The organism is Paenibacillus sp. FSL R10-2782, from assembly GCF_038592985.1.
Classification (GTDB): domain Bacteria; phylum Bacillota; class Bacilli; order Paenibacillales; family Paenibacillaceae; genus Paenibacillus; species Paenibacillus terrae_C.
Map to the genome: position 1 here is coordinate 4,669,807 of NZ_CP151951.1, position 15,254 is coordinate 4,685,060.

16 protein-coding genes are annotated in these 15,254 nt (G+C 48.4%); 4 read left to right on the forward strand and 12 right to left on the reverse strand.

Features of this window, described 5'->3' with window-relative positions; genetic code table 11:
- Window positions 1-13: 13 nt before the first annotated feature.
- The 4 genes from NST83_RS21385 (at window position 14) to phnE (NST83_RS21400) (ending at window position 3,532) form a co-directional block, all read left to right on the forward strand.
- Window positions 14-982: a phosphate/phosphite/phosphonate ABC transporter substrate-binding protein gene (locus NST83_RS21385; protein ID WP_342415604.1), complete on the forward strand. Its 969-nt coding sequence runs from the start codon at window positions 14-16 to the stop codon at window positions 980-982.
- A 134-nt stretch (window positions 983-1,116) separates the two neighbouring features.
- Window positions 1,117-1,887: a phosphonate ABC transporter ATP-binding protein gene (phnC, locus tag NST83_RS21390; protein WP_342415605.1), complete on the forward strand. Its 771-nt coding sequence runs from the start codon at window positions 1,117-1,119 to the stop codon at window positions 1,885-1,887.
- A complete protein-coding gene (phnE, locus tag NST83_RS21395; protein WP_342415606.1) occupies window positions 1,884-2,738 on the forward strand; it encodes a phosphonate ABC transporter, permease protein PhnE in 855 nt (284 codons plus the stop codon). Before phnC ends, phnE (NST83_RS21395) begins: the two co-directional genes overlap by 4 nt.
- Window positions 2,735-3,532: a phosphonate ABC transporter, permease protein PhnE gene (gene phnE, locus NST83_RS21400; RefSeq protein ID WP_137060362.1), complete on the forward strand. Its 798-nt coding sequence runs from the start codon at window positions 2,735-2,737 to the stop codon at window positions 3,530-3,532. Before phnE (NST83_RS21395) ends, phnE (NST83_RS21400) begins: the two co-directional genes overlap by 4 nt.
- A gap of 81 nt (window positions 3,533-3,613) precedes the next feature.
- Here phnE (NST83_RS21400) and NST83_RS21405 read toward each other — a convergent pair whose 3' ends face one another.
- The 12 genes from NST83_RS21405 to deoB form a co-directional block, all read right to left on the reverse strand.
- Entirely contained in the window at window positions 3,614-4,612 is a 999-nt protein-coding gene (locus tag NST83_RS21405) for a DarT ssDNA thymidine ADP-ribosyltransferase family protein (protein ID WP_342415607.1), read from the reverse strand.
- On the reverse strand, window positions 4,596-5,513 hold the full coding sequence (locus NST83_RS21410; RefSeq protein ID WP_342415608.1) for a macro domain-containing protein: 918 nt from the start codon (window positions 5,511-5,513) through the stop codon (window positions 4,596-4,598). Before NST83_RS21410 ends, NST83_RS21405 begins: the two co-directional genes overlap by 17 nt.
- Window positions 5,514-5,535: 22 nt before the next feature.
- Window positions 5,536-5,745 (reverse strand): helix-turn-helix transcriptional regulator, encoded by a 210-nt coding sequence (locus tag NST83_RS21415; RefSeq protein WP_342415609.1) that lies wholly within the window; start codon window positions 5,743-5,745, stop codon window positions 5,536-5,538.
- A gap of 62 nt (window positions 5,746-5,807) precedes the next feature.
- On the reverse strand, window positions 5,808-6,938 hold the full coding sequence (locus NST83_RS21420; protein ID WP_342415610.1) for an aminotransferase class V-fold PLP-dependent enzyme: 1,131 nt from the start codon (window positions 6,936-6,938) through the stop codon (window positions 5,808-5,810).
- A gap of 164 nt (window positions 6,939-7,102) precedes the next feature.
- Window positions 7,103-7,978: a sulfate ABC transporter permease subunit CysW gene (cysW, locus tag NST83_RS21425; RefSeq protein ID WP_342415611.1), complete on the reverse strand. Its 876-nt coding sequence runs from the start codon at window positions 7,976-7,978 to the stop codon at window positions 7,103-7,105.
- Window positions 7,979-8,053: 75 nt separating this feature from the next.
- The gene (gene cysT, locus NST83_RS21430) at window positions 8,054-8,887 is read right to left on the reverse strand and encodes a sulfate ABC transporter permease subunit CysT (protein ID WP_137060365.1); all 834 of its coding nucleotides are present in this window, start codon (window positions 8,885-8,887) and stop codon (window positions 8,054-8,056) included.
- Between the two features lie 27 nt (window positions 8,888-8,914).
- Window positions 8,915-9,976, reverse strand: coding sequence for a sulfate ABC transporter substrate-binding protein (locus NST83_RS21435; protein WP_342415612.1), 1,062 nt, complete (start codon window positions 9,974-9,976; stop codon window positions 8,915-8,917).
- 372 nt (window positions 9,977-10,348) lie between these two features.
- Entirely contained in the window at window positions 10,349-11,032 is a 684-nt protein-coding gene (locus NST83_RS21440; protein ID WP_342415613.1) for a hypothetical protein, read from the reverse strand.
- A 121-nt stretch (window positions 11,033-11,153) separates the two neighbouring features.
- A complete protein-coding gene (locus NST83_RS21445) occupies window positions 11,154-11,648 on the reverse strand; it encodes a hypothetical protein (protein WP_342415614.1) in 495 nt (164 codons plus the stop codon).
- A gap of 319 nt (window positions 11,649-11,967) precedes the next feature.
- Window positions 11,968-13,269, reverse strand: coding sequence for a pyrimidine-nucleoside phosphorylase (locus NST83_RS21450; RefSeq protein ID WP_137060369.1), 1,302 nt, complete (start codon window positions 13,267-13,269; stop codon window positions 11,968-11,970).
- A 31-nt stretch (window positions 13,270-13,300) separates the two neighbouring features.
- Window positions 13,301-14,008: a purine-nucleoside phosphorylase gene (deoD, locus tag NST83_RS21455; RefSeq protein ID WP_342415615.1), complete on the reverse strand. Its 708-nt coding sequence runs from the start codon at window positions 14,006-14,008 to the stop codon at window positions 13,301-13,303.
- A gap of 54 nt (window positions 14,009-14,062) precedes the next feature.
- Window positions 14,063-15,244, reverse strand: coding sequence for a phosphopentomutase (deoB, locus tag NST83_RS21460; RefSeq protein WP_342415616.1), 1,182 nt, complete (start codon window positions 15,242-15,244; stop codon window positions 14,063-14,065).
- Window positions 15,245-15,254 lie beyond the last annotated feature (10 nt).

Below are 15,254 nucleotides of genomic sequence, written 5' to 3' on the forward strand. Positions count from 1 at the left end.
GGGGGAAATTATTTTGTTTAAAAAAGCACTGACCTTGTGCATGACTTTCACACTGGCTGCGGGTCTCGCAGCATGCGGCTCCAATGCGAGCAATAATAACAGCGCGTCTACTCCAGGCACAGATGGCACGAAAAGCGAAAGCACAGCCTATGTTCCTACAGAGTTAAAAGTGCAGTTCGTTCCTTCCCAAAATGCAGATACGCTCGAAGCCAAAGCCAAGCCGCTCGAAAAGCTACTGGGCGACAAGCTCGGAATCCCGGTAAAAGTAACCGTGTCTCCTGACTACAACACGATTGTGGAAGCCATGTCCTCCAAACAGGTAGATGTAGGTTTCCTTCCACCGAATGCCTATGTTCTGGCACACGATAACCGTAAAGCGGCTGACTTGCTGCTGCAAGCCCAACGCTACGGCATTGAAGACAGTACAGGCAAGGATACAACTGAAAAAGTAAACTTTTATAAATCCATGATCGTGGTGAAAAAAGATTCTCCGATTCAAAGCCTGGCTGATCTGAAGGGTAAAAAAATTGGCTGGCAAAATGTAACCTCCTCCGCAGGCTATGTGTATCCTGCAGCAGAGCTGAAAAAAGCCGGCGTGGACCCGGACACGGATGTCCAGGGTGTAACGATCAAAGGCCATGATGCCGCTATTCTGGCGCTACTGAACGGTCAGGTTGATGCTGTAGCTGTTTTCCAGGATGCACGCAACACGGTAAAGAAGGAAATTCCGGATGTATTTGAAAAAACACGTGTCATTCATTACACCGCTAAAATTCCGAATGATACGGTCAGCGTACGTTCCGATATGGATCAAGCGTGGAGAGACAAAATCAGCCAAGCCTTTATAGATATCGCCAAAGACCCTGCGGGCGGCGAAATCATTAAAGAAATATACACGCATGTAGGCTATGAAAAGGGCGACGATAAAAACTTCGATTCTGTACGTGAATATGCCGAAGCCGTCGGCCAAGCGATTAAGTAATAGGAGCAAACACGTAATTGTAATGAAGCAACAGCTACGAAACAGGCATTACGAATGACAGGGCAGCACCGTCCATGTATTCATGGCGGTGTTGTTTTCATTCCACCCCATCGGGGGGAGAAAGTTGGGAGCATATGATCGAATTCCGCAATGTATCGAAAACATACTCAAACGGCACCAAAGGGTTGAACAATATTAATCTGACGATTAAAGAGGGCGAAATGGTCGTCATTGTTGGCTTGTCCGGTGCGGGCAAGTCCACTCTGCTGCGTTCTATTAATCGACTGCATGATATTACCTCCGGCGACATTGTCGTGGGCGGCAGGTCTGTCACGTCTGCCGGAAGCAGCGAGCTGCGCCGCATTCGCCGTGATATCGGCATGATTTTTCAAAGCTTCAATCTGGTTAAGCGGTCCACCGTGCTCCGCAATGTACTTTCCGGCCGCGTCGGCTATCATTCGACGCTTCGGACCATTCTCGGCCTCTTTCCGAAGGAGGATGTTGAGCTGGCACTAACAGCGCTGGGACGCGTGAACATCCGCGAAAAGGCCTACAGCCGGGCCGATGAGCTGTCCGGCGGACAGCAGCAGCGCGTATCCATCGCCCGCGCTCTGGCCCAGGAGGCCAAGATTATTCTGGCGGATGAGCCTGTCGCATCGCTTGATCCGCTGACTACCCGCCAGGTCATGGACGACCTCCAGCGGATCAACCGCGAAATGCAGATTACAACCATCGTCAATCTGCATTTCATTGATCTGGCGCGCGAATATGCGACGCGGATTATTGGGCTACGCGCCGGGGAGGTCGTCTTTGACGGCACGCCGGAGGAAGCTACGGATGACGCCTTTGCGGAAATCTACGGCCGGGCCATCAAGCATGATGAGCTGCTGGGAGTGGGATCATGAAGCCCGACTCCACTGCCCAGCCGCTCTCTTCGACGCCGCCGTCACCTCAAGGCGGACCGCCGCAGCCATCCAAGCCGCCCGCAGGGCCAGCCCTGCCGGGTCGTTACAAGCGTTACGCCACCTGGATAATCTTTATTGTGGTGCTGGTGGCATGCTCCATTCATACGGATGCCACACCTTACCAGTTGATCGTTGGCTTGCCGGAGATGGGCAAATTGCTGGGCGAAATGTTTCCTCCTGACTGGAGCTACCTGCCCACCATCTGGAAGCCGATGCTGGAAACCATCCAGATTGCCATTGTCGGCACGACACTGGGTGCGTTGCTGGCTATTCCTGTCGCGTTACTGTGCGCCTACAATGTCATGCCGCGCAAGCTGATCTCGCTGCCGATGCGCACAATCCTGAACCTCGTGCGGACCGTTCCCGATCTGCTGTTTGCCTCCATCTTTGTAGCGGTGTTCGGCATCGGGCCGTTCGCAGGGATGCTCGCTCTGCTCTTCTTCTCCTTCGGTATCATAGCGAAGCTGACGTTCGAGGCGATTGAAGCGATTGATCCTGGGCCGCTGGAAGCCATGACTGCCGTTGGCGCGAGTCGCATTCAGGTGATTGCCTTCGGAGTCGTACCGCAGGCATTGCCCTATTTTGTGTCCTACTTGCTGTACACCTTTGAGGTCAATGTACGTGCGGCTTCTGTTCTGGGGCTGGTCGGCGCGGGGGGTATCGGCCTGCTGCTCGACCGTTCACTCGGCCTGTTCCGGTATGACCGGGCAAGCATCATTATTCTACTGACCCTCGTCATCGTTCTGGCGATTGATTATGGAAGTAACCTGCTACGGAGGAAATTATTATGAATGATCCTACGCTTCGCAGACCTGTTGGCTCCCGCCTGCGCCTATGGGCGATAGCTATTCTGCTAATCATTATTTATATTTGGGCTTTCCGTGGGATGCAGTTCGAAGGATTACAGGGAACCGCCAAAAACGTTTCTGTCGCTATATTGGACGGCTTCCTTCATCCTGACTGGTCATTCGTTTACATTCCTGAAGGAGAGGACTTGCTGCGCGGGCTGCTGGATACACTGGTTATCTCCGTTCTCGGAACCTTTGTATCCGCATTTGTCTGTCTCCCGTTTGCCTTCTGGGCATCCAGCAACATGACTCGGTTACGCCCCTTGTCGGGCAGCGGTAAATTTGTACTCAGCGTCATTCGGGTTTTTCCTGAAATGATCGTCGCGATCCTGTTCATCAAGGCCGTTGGACCAGGCTCATTCGCGGGTGTGCTTGCCCTCGGTATTCACTCCATCGGCATGCTGGCCAAGCTTTTTTCAGAAACGATCGAAAGCGTCGATCACGGGCCGCAGGAAGCTTTGATCGCCTGTGGCGCCAACCGTTTGCAGGTGATTTTCTTCGCCGTGCTGCCGCAGGTGATTCCACAGTTCCTTTCGTATTCGCTCTACCGTTTTGAAATTAACATTCGTTCCGCTACCACGCTCGGTCTGGTCGGTGCAGGCGGTATCGGTACTCCGCTGCTGTTTGCGCTCCAAATGCGCAACTGGAACCGCGTAGGTGTCATTTTGCTGGGCATTGTGGTCCTGATCATATTAACGGATCTGATCTCCGGCTGGCTGCGCAAGCGGATTGTATAATCTGTATAGGTGCCAGTCATTCAGATAAATCAAAAAGGGTCCCAAAAAACCATATAAAAATGGCTAACGGGACCCCTCTTATTAAAAAGGAAGATCGTCATCTTCTTTACTTTTATAAACATTTGAATAGGCCAAATCACCATCAAGTCTTAAAGTTACCGTATAATCATTAGAGTTCTTCAAATTCTTCAGATCGAAGCTCAGGATATCTTTAGGAGAATACCCTTCTTTTGAAGAATAATAATGCTTTCCAGACTGGTGTTCAAGTATATCTAAATGATACTCAAACACTCCCTTTACACGGTTACCTTTATTCAAATAAAAAATAATCCTCTCTGTAGATAACACTGCCCTATCGATGTAAGTCCAATGGGAATAAAAAAGCTTACCTGATGTATCTACAGATATTAATTTCTCCCATATTTTCGCGGTTGGAGCATCAAGATGATGTAAAAAGGTCTCTTTTTCAGCATGACTACGACACACAATGCCATAAAGATATTCTAGATCACAATCATCCGGTATTATTAGCTCTGCGTGGCGATGATATTTTATGTAATTTTGGGAATGAGGATCATATGAACCTTCGTGATAAATAGATGCAAAAGGCATCTCTTTGAATTTCTCAATTGTATTGTAAGTTTCAGTACCATGACTCGCTAACGAGCCATATGAAAACTGGGAATCTTCTAACGCTATGAGTGGAAGAGAATGAAAAATGAAGAAAATAGGCATAGGACAATGGGCTCCGCCAAGGAGTCGCTCGTTTATTGGACGGAACCCTTCGTTGTTGAATTGCGTCGGAGTTCTGGGTCTAAAGTAAAATCGAACATACTTTTTCCATTTTGAAACGGTGTTATTTATGACTTCAGGACTAGCATTCTCATTTTCCATATCACCTATCAGAGTTATTCTATCTCGTGAAAGTAATTTACCATAAGATAAAATTTTTGCAGCATTTTTGATATCAGTGAAATGAAACAAATAATTTGGCCACCATTTTCGATTTCCAAGCCAAGATTCATTTTTTAATGAGTCAATTACTTGCTTAAATAAATGAGCATCATTTTTCTGCTGCATCAACTATTTCCTCCGTGTAAGATTGTTTATTATAGCCAAAATGAGGCAACAATCGGATGCCATACCTTAGATCACTTTTATTTTCAAGCCTGTGGGCCATCTCGACGGGCTCAACATACCGTAATCGTGAAAGCAAATTAAAAACAACAGCACTAACGTTGTATAAACTTTCTGGAAGGTTAATCATTGAACAGAAGCCAACCGTTCGCAGTTGTCTCCAAAGATCAAAGAGCTGATCTTGTGTTATATTTAAAGTTTTCTGAGAAGAAATAAAATTCAGACTGATATCCGTATCCTCTATAAGAGTAACTCTATATTCACTATCCCCAACAATTAACTTTAGATCGTCCTCAATCAGACTGTTAATATCATCCCATACCTCGTTAAAACTTAAGAGTGAAGGCTCAGACCATAACCATTTTTGAGTCTCTAATATGGTTGTATGTTCTGTTATACTTGTTCTATCCGCTAAGTGAATAAAAACATCAATAGGAAGAGGTTTAAGATAACTTTCCATTAACGGTTTAACTTCTGTTTCCCAATCCAATCCACCATTGCCACAGCCCAATAAAGGGAATGAAATTGAATATATGCCCTTTTCAGCATAAGTCTCCACAAATTTTTGCAATCCCATTTCAATATATTCAATTTTTGAAGGGGACCTCCAATGCTTCTTTGTCGGAAAATTTAAGATCCATTTGTGTCGTGTTTTATAAACCCAAAGCTTTCCAACATCAAGTAATTTACGCTCACAAAAAGTTTGATATTGTTTAAACATTTCAGGATAAATATCTTTAAATTGTTTTGCAATCCCTTTGCCCATAACTCCAACAGTATTAACTGTATTTACAAGCACTTGGGCCGGACTTTCAAAAATATTTGTTTTAACGTAAGTAATCATAGTAGTGACCCCTTAGAGAATTTCACACGTTTTTTTCAAGTGTTAGTATGTCTTCAATTCTAATATCAAGATATACACAAATCTTCGCAAGCAAATCTAGAGGAAGACGCTCAATTTGATTATGGCACAGACTTCGTACTGTTTCGTACCTATAATCAATATTTTTAGATAATTGTCTGATCGTTATGTCTTTTTCATTTAAAATTGTCAGCAAATTCGATCTTATCTCCATTTATCTCACCTTAGTTTAGTGTACATTGACTCGTTAAAAGAGTCAAATCTAGCAATTCATATTCATCGAATGGCCGCCAGCTCATCCATCGTCCGCCGGATTTCCCCTGCCGTATTGTAAAAATGCGGAGCCACACGGAGCACATCCTTCCGCGCCGAAACGATGATATTTTGGCTTCTCAAACGGCTCTCAATCGCTGGTGCATCAGCTACCTCAACAGCCACAAAACCAGGTAAAGCATCCTCCCCGGAAGGCAAGCGAATGCTTAACCCTTTGCGGCGTCCATACTCCATAGAAAATTCCAACAATTCGCTCATATACGCCTGAATATCCGTAACTCCGATTTCCAGCAGCAGTTTTAAGGCTGCATTGGCGGCAAAGATACTTATGAATGAAGGCAATCCCGTCTCGAAGCGTCGGGCTCCCGCCGCCAAAACCGGGTGCGCAATATCAAACCGGGAAGCGGCCTCCTGTCCGAGCCAGCCGGTAAGTCTGGGCTTGAAGCGGTCTATCCAATCGTTGCTCACATAAAGAAAAGCGACTCCCGGAATCCCCAGCATATATTTGCGGGCTCCCGCCACCAGAATATCCACGTCCATCGCTTTTACATCCATAGGTATGATTCCCGCAGACTGATAGGCATCCACAAACAGCAACGCCTGATTTTGGTGAGCCACATTCGCCATGGATTTAAGATCCTGCTGAAATCCATTGATATAGTTTACATGGGACACCATAACGAGCGCTGTATTTTCGGTAATGTGTTCCTTATACTGCTGCAAAGTAACCTTACCATGGGTGGAGGGGATACAACGAATGTGCTCACGGAATCTGTCCTGCGCTTGCCAGATGTGCCCTACCGTGGGAAAGTCACTGTCCGCGTACACGATTCCTTCTTTGCCCGATACATAAGGAAGTGCAGTTGCCACCCCTGCAATCGCCTCAGAGGCTGAGGACAGCACCGCAATCTCGTCAGGCTGCGCCCCGATCAGTTTGGCAAAATGTCCTCTGGCTTCCTCCAGCCGTGCCATAGACAGGTCGCCGTTATGCCCATGTTGCAGCAAACTTCGATGGTATTCCTCAATGGCGGCTGAAACCGGCCTGGATATGGCTCCTTGGGAGCAGCTCCCTAAATGAATATGTGAAGACAGCACCGGAAATAGCTGACGGTAGGACTGAAACGGATGTTTCATAATTCCCTTCGCTCCTCTTCGGCACAGCTATGTGCCTTGATATGTCATTTTATTATCCATATAAGCCAGCTTAGAACAAGGGCCTCCCTTCCCATCTTATCGTCAAACATCGACAATAGACACGAAGAAAGACCCTGTGGGATCAAGCACATTCCTTTATTTTATTAATGAATCCGTTTGCGCCCAAACCAGCTTTTAAGCACCAAGGTAGCGAGAGCCAGCAGCAGCAGCAGCGAGGCCACCGCAAAGGATGCCGAGAATTGATATTCGTTATACAAAATTTCCACATGGAGCGGCAGTGTGTTTGTCTCTCCACGGATATGTCCCGAGACGACGGACACCGCCCCGAATTCACCCATGGCTCTCGCATTACACAAAATAATACCATACAGAAGGCCCCACTTGATGTTCGGCAGCGTCACCTTCCAGAAAATACGCCAGCCACGTGCGCCCAGCATGACAGCGGCTTCTTCTTCCTGCTGTCCCTGATCCTCCATCATTGGAATAAGTTCTCGCGCCACAAAAGGAAAGGTGATGAACAGCGTCGCCAAAATAATGCCCGGCAAGGCAAAAATAATTTTGATATCATGCTCGTCCAGCCACGGGCCAAGCCAGCCCTGTGCGCCAAATACCAGCACATACATCAATCCACCGACGACAGGAGAGATGGCAAAGGGTAAATCAATCAGGGTGACCAGCAAGCCCTTGCCGCGAAATTGAAATTTTGTAATCAGCCAGGCGGCGGCTACGCCAAATACCGTGTTCAGCGGTACCGTGATTGCTGCCACCAGCAGCGTCAGCCGCAACGCCGACATGGCGTCCGGGTCGCGTAACGCTTCAACATATACGCTCCAGCCCTGCTTGAGCGCTTCGGTAAGCACGACGATCAGCGGCAGTACCAGTACCCACAGCAAAGCCAGAAAAGCGGCACCGATCAGCGCCCATTTCACCCAAGGGGCTTCAGTTGTGACCCTATTGGGCGGTGCAGATGAAGGCACAGGTGCATGGGAAAGCCCCTGTCCGGTTATCGCTTGTGACATGATGTTTCTTCCTCCTTAAACTGCGGATGTACCGCTATCGTGTGAACCAAACGCATACTGTCCTGCGTGATAACGTTAGACGGTACGCCGCCGCGACCAACGCTGAATGCTGTTAATCACCAGCAGCAGCAGGAATGAAATAACCAACAGCAGCAAGGCTACCGCCGTAGCTCCTGCATAGTCATTTTGCTCCAGCTTGGACATAATGAGTAGCGGAGCGATCTCGGTCTTCATCGGCATATTACCGGAAATGAAGACGACTGAGCCGTACTCCCCGATGCCACGGGCAAAGGCGAGCGCAAAGCCCGTCAGCAGCGGCGGCACAAGCTCCGGCACAATAACGCTGCGGAAGGTGCGCCATCTGCTGGCGCCCAGCGTAGCAGCGACCTCCTCCTCGTCCTTGTCCAGCTCCTCCAGCACCGGCTGGACCGTCCGCACGACGAACGGGATGCCGATAAACATCAGCGCGAGCGTAATGCCCGTCTGCGAGTATGCCATCTTCCAGCCAAGCGGTTCGAACAACGAACCGATCCAGCCATTTTGCGCATATAGAGCCGTCAAAGCAACACCCGCAACCGCCGTGGGCAAAGCAAAGGGCAGATCAATCACCGCATCAAAAATCCGTTTTCCCGGAAATTCATAACGCACCAGCACCCAGGCGATCAGCAGGCCAAGGAACAGGTCAATCAACGCCGCAGCAGCAGCACACAAAAAACTTACCTTATAAGAAGCCAATACCCTGACGTCAGTCGCCACATCCCAAAACTTCCCCCACGTCAGTCCAGTTGAGTTCAGCAGCAATGCCGATAAAGGCACCAGCACCACCAGACTGAGATACAGCACACTATATCCCATCGTTAAACCGAATCCGGGAAGTACGCGTTTTCGGGTGACCTGCACTTGACTCATGTTCTGTCCATCCCTCTCTGCAACCTATTAACTTCCAGGCACATAAATTTGGTCAAAGATGCCCTTGTCGCTAAAATGCTTTTGCTGCGCCTCCTTCCATGTTCCGAATACATCCTTCAAGGTCACCAGTTCCAGCTTGGGAAATTGATCCTTGAACTTCTCCTTTACGCTATCCAGCGTTGGACGATAATAGTTCTCGGCGGCAATGGTTTGCCCCTCTTCGCTGTACAAATATTTCAAGTACGCATCCGCTATCTCACGTGTACCTTTTTTATCCACGACCTTATCAACCACCGCTACCGGAGGCTCTGCCAAAATGCTAATCGACGGATACACGATGTCGAATTTATCCGTCCCCAACTCCTTCACGGAAAGCAGCGCTTCATTCTCCCAAGCGATCAACACGTCACCAATTCCGCGCTCTCCAAAGGTTGTTGTCGCTCCACGCGCTCCACTGTCCAATACCGGCACATGTTTGTACAGCTCCTGTACAAATTGCTGGGCTTTGGCTTCATCGTTATTGTTTTTCTTGAGCGCATACGCCCATGCCGCAAGGTAATTCCAGCGGGCTCCACCTGATGTCTTGGGGTTCGGCGTAATAACCTGCACATCGCCGCGAATCAGATCATCCCAGTCCTTAATTCCTTTCGGATTGCCCTTACGCACCAGCAGCACAATGGTTGAAGTGTATGGAGAGCTGTTATGCTCATATTTATCCTGCCATCCTTCTTTAATCAGCCCTTTTTCCTGTAATGCATCAATATCGTAGCCCAGAGCCAGGGTAACTACATCCGCATCCAGCCCATCCTGCACCGAACGGCTTTGCTTGCCAGATCCTCCATGAGATTGCTTAATCGTGACCTTCTGCCCTTTCTCCTTCTCCCAGTGGGCGGCAAACGCCTTGTTATACGCCTCATACAGCTCACGGGTCGGATCATATGAAACATTGAGCAGCTTTACATCCTTGGAACCCGAAGCAGAGCTGCCATTCGCCTGTGTTTCACCCTTGCTTGCTCCACAAGCACTTAACGTCAACATCAAAACCAAAGATAGTCCGAGAATAAGTCCACTTTTCCATTTCCCTTTCATCAAGACACCCCTAATTCTATGTAATTTATAGAAACAAATTCATTTGCGCCTGTTATTTACAGACGTATTCAAAAAAAAGAGCGGAGAATTCCCTGATGCAGCCCTGATAGGTCAAACCTGTCGCGTGGACAGTGTCTGCCTGCTGTTCCTAGAGGTTCTCCGCTACAATAGCGAAATCACACTTTAATTCTTTAATTCCTACCTGTTTAATGAGTTATGTAGATATAATACGAGAGTTTACGAGCGTTGTCAAACCTTTTTTTGGCATGGATGATCTGTGCTTCGCTTGCTTGAGGGGATCAGAGGGGGAAATAGTCAGGAACAACAGGATGTTCCCGACTGCTTACAAGCTATTTTCACACGAGGTACTACTTAATTAGCGACCGTTTCGAGATTGACCGAAAAAACTCCAAAAAGCTTCGGATTATCTGTAGCTCTTCTCAACCACAGCTCGCCCGAGCCAACCATAACTCCCTGATAATTGACAAACAAGTCGTCTGTCTTTTGATTCACCAACGCTTCACGAATTGCGTCTGTAAAAATCTGATCGTACTTGGCAATGAACTCTTTCTTATTCGGAATCGTTAGCGCCTTTTCACTGTCATTGACACGCAGAGGGTAGAAAATGTAATTGGCCACCTTTTCCTTGTCATTGTCGGCAACTGCCTTCTGCAACGCTTTGAACGTGTTCAAAAAAGCCTTAGGGTCCTGAATACCTGCTGCCTCAAAAGGATTGTGGGATGGATTGGCGGATTTTGAGGAGGAAGAAACATCCGATGAAGTAGCCGGGGCCGATGGAGTTGACTTTTCCTCGCCATTTCCGTTGTTTTCCGCACTCTTGCTCTCTCTCGCTACTTTTTCATTTGGGGCTGAACCACTACGATCCGCATCATTTCCATGCTCTATCGCACTTGTATTGCTTCCAGTCTCAATGGTTTCAGCATTCTTATCCTGACCGCAGCCAGCGAGAGCCACGAATGTAAATGTAAGTAAAATGGCTATGAGTGACAGCCTCCGTGACATTTTCTGATTACCGTATTCTTGGGTATTGGGCACAACGGGTCATCCTTTCTGCTTCTGCTTTCTGCTCTGACCTATTCTGTTCATTAAGTCTTTAACCGTTCTATTGTAACATAAGTAGGCTAATGACCGCATGTCGTGCCCATATGGAAGGAGCTTACAGCGTGATATAAGTGAAGGTTTTGACTGATCCTTTGGAGCCATCGTCCGTATTTACGTCCAAAATCAGCTCAGTTGTGGAATCCTTCGTTGCTTCATGTTGTTCCTCCGGCTTTATCAACAACAGGTCATGCCGTTCTCCCGGCTGCAACGTTCGACTGGATAATCCATCTGTCTGACCTGACAAGCCTGACGTACCCGCGCTTCTAAGCTTATATCGTATAGGTTGCTTCCCTGTATTCTTGATGCTGAAATACAGCTTCCGTCCCTCTTCAAACGCAAAGGTTGTTCCTCCCTCTCCCTCAAATTGCATGATCTGGTCATGTACAATGCGTTTCTCTGCGCTTCCTTGCTCACTCTGCGTACTTAACGCAGCAGCCGGGTGCGTCACACTCGCCGTTGATGTAGTATGCGTAGTCGTCGATAAGTTGGCAAAAGCAGCATATCCCACAATTGCCCCTGCAACCCCCATCCAAACCCACTTATCTACCATTTCATTTCCTCCTTCATAGAACTATGCCGAATTCTAAACGATACAAGCCATTCTCCATACCATTTAGTCGTCGCCTGCCTATTCGCTCGTGAGCAATGTTGATGATCCAATCCTCTCCTTCGGTATTCTGGAAACACAAATCCTCACCTAGCATAAAAGTGTCCGCTCGTTCCATAGCATAATCAATCAGCCGTTCATAGGCCGTTCCCCCGACATCGCTGCATAATTCGAACAGGTCTCTCCCCCTGCCTTACCATACAAAAAAAACCGAACTCATATCTATTATGAGTCCGGCTGTCATATTTTTCAAACTTGTATTTTACTCCGTCACCGTTCCGTAGATCAGTACAGGAGCTTCGGCGTGATCCGCAATACGGATGTTCGCGTAGATTTTCTCCAGCACTTGGGCTACATCTTCACGGTTCGCATGGATGGTAACCAGTGAATCGCCCACTTTTACAGCATCGCCGACCTTTTTATTCAGCATCAGGCCAACAGCCAGATCAATCTCGGATTCTTTGGTTGCGCGTCCTGCTCCAAGCAGCATCGCAGCGGTACCGATTTCGTCAGCCACGATTTCAGCCACCACACCATCCTGCTTCGCAGGCACTTCGATGAGATACTGTGCTTGTGGCAAGCGTTCCGGATGATCCACAACCGAAGCGTCACCGCCCTGGTTTGCAATAAACTCTTTAAATTTCTCCAGCGCTTTGCCATTGCGAATGACTTCCTGAAGCTTCTCTTCGGCGTCTTCGAGAGAATTGGCTTTGCCAGCCAAAAATACCATCTGACTGCCCAAGGCCATACACAGCTCTTCCAGATCCTTAGGTCCTTGACCGCGCAGTGTATCAATCGCTTCTTTGACTTCCAGCGAGTTACCAATGGCAAGGCCCAGCGGCTGACTCATATCGGAAATGACAGCCATCGTTTTGCGGCCGACATTGTTACCGATGCTTACCATCGCGTGTGCCAGTTCTTTGGCATCATCAACGGTTTTCATGAACGCGCCTGCACCTGTCTTCACATCGAGTACGATGGCATCGGAACCAGCAGCGATTTTCTTACTCATGATTGAGCTGGCAATCAGCGGAATGGAATTTACGGTTGCTGTAACGTCACGCAAGGCATACAGTTTTTTGTCCGCAGGCGTGAGGTTGCCGCTTTGTCCGATGACCGCGATTTTACTGCGATTGACCAGATCTACGAATTCATCCTTGCTGATTTCTACGTGGAAGCCTGCAATAGCCTCCAGCTTATCAATCGTTCCTCCGGTATGTCCGAGGCCGCGACCTGACATTTTCGCTACTGGAATGTCCAAAGCCGCTACGAGCGGAGCCAGCACCAGCGTTGTCGTATCGCCCACACCGCCAGTGGAGTGCTTATCGACCTTCACGCCTTCAATCGCGGACAGGTCAATCGTATCACCTGAATGAACCATCGCCATCGTCAGATCCGCGCGTTCGCGTTCAGTCATATCTTTGAAGAAAATGGACATCGCTAACGCACTTACCTGATAGTCAGGAATTTCCCCCTGCGTGTAGCCTTGGATAATAAAATTTATTTCTTCGGTGGTCAGTTCTTTTCCATCACGCTTTTTCTCGATCAAGTCTACCATTCTCATATGTCATTTCTCCTCACTGTGCGTATGATCGTTACAGGGATATCGCTGTATCCAGGGCAACTTCCATCATTTCTTTAAAGGTCGTTTGCCGTTCTTCCGCTGTCGTTTCCTCACCCGTCAGCAAATGATCACTTACCGTCAGAATCGTCAGCGCGTTCACACCAAACTTGGCCGCCAGCGTATACAAAGCCGAAGTCTCCATTTCGACACCCAGGACGCCGTATTCCATCAGCTTTTGCACAACTGATTTGTCATCACGATAAAAGCTGTCCGAGCTGAACACGTTGCCGACATGCATCTTCAAGCCCTTGGCAACACCGCGATCATAAGCGCCCTTTAATAAAGGGAAACTGGCAATCGGCGAATAGTCGTAGCCGCCAAAGATATGGCGGTTCATGCCGGAATCCGTGCAGGATGCCTGTGCCAAAATAACGTCACGAACATGCACATGCTCCTTCATCCCGCCACAAGTACCTACGCGAAACAAGTTTTTTACACCGTACTCGCTAATCAGCTCATTGACATAAATACTGATAGATGGCAATCCCATGCCGGTTCCCTGTACAGAAAGGCGTTTGCCCTGATACGTTCCCGTAAATCCGAGCATTCCGCGCACCTCGTTGTAGCAGGTCACGTCTTCCAGATACGTTTCAGCAATAAATTTCGCCCGCAACGGGTCTCCTGGCAGCAAAATCGTTTCTGCAATCTCTCCTGGCTTGGCTCCAATGTGTACACTCATGTTTTTATTCCTCCGTCCCATTTGTCCGAGTTTCTAATCTTGTTTGGGTCCTGATTATTGAAGCTCTGCCAAAAAGCTCGTTCCGTGTTCAGGCAGCTTCACACCAAAGTTATCCGCTACTGTCGCGCCGATATCCGCAAACGTCTTACGTACCGCAAGCTCCTTGCCTCCAGCTGTAAAACGTGGGGAATACGCCAACAGAGGCACATATTCACGTGTATGATCCGTTCCCCGATACGTCGGGTCATTCCCATGGTCTGCGGTGATAATCAGCAGATCCTCATCCGTCATTTTAGCGAATACCTCTGGCAAACGGGCATCATAATCGTCCAAAGCCTGACCATATCCCTGCGGATCACGGCGATGACCGTATACAGCATCAAAGTCGACCAGATTCAAGAAGCTTAACCCGGTAAAATCCTCATCCAGCGTAGCCACCAGTTTATCCATGCCATCCATATTGGACACGGTGCGCACTGCTTTCGTCACACCCTCACCGTCATAAATGTCGGAGATTTTACCCAATGCGATCACATCCAGACCTGCATCCTTCAACTCGTTCATCGTGGTACGACCAAACGGCTTGAGCGCATAATCATGGCGATTGGAGGTGCGGGAGAAGTTCCCGGCCTCTCCTACGAACGGACGCGCAATAATCCGGCCCAGCATGTACGGGTCTTCCAGCGTGATTTTACGACAGAACTCGCAAATCTCATAAAGCTCCTTCAAAGGTACAACTTCCTCATGTGTCGCAATTTGCAGCACCGAATCCGCCGATGTATAGATGATGAGCGCTCCTGTTTTCACATGTTCCTCGCCCAGCTCGTCAATGATTTCCGTTCCGCTGGCAGGCTTGTTGCCAATGACTTTGCGGCCCGTATGCTCCTCAATGCGCTGAATCAGCTCATCTGGAAAGCCATTGGGGAATACGCGGAAAGGAACCGCAATATTCAAGCCCATGATTTCCCAATGTCCGGTCATTGTATCCTTGCCGTTGGACGCTTCCTGCATTTTAGTGTAATACGCGAGCGGCTTCTCAGCGGCTTGCACCCCTTCAATAGAACGAATGTTGGACAGACCAAGCTTACCCATATTCGGCATGTTCAGACCGCCACGTTCACGGGCAATATGACCGAGTGTATCTACATCGTAATCATCAAACTGGGCAGCATCCGGCGCTTCGCCGATCCCCACAGAGTCCATAACAACCAAGTGAATCCGTTTGAATTTAGACATGATGAAATTC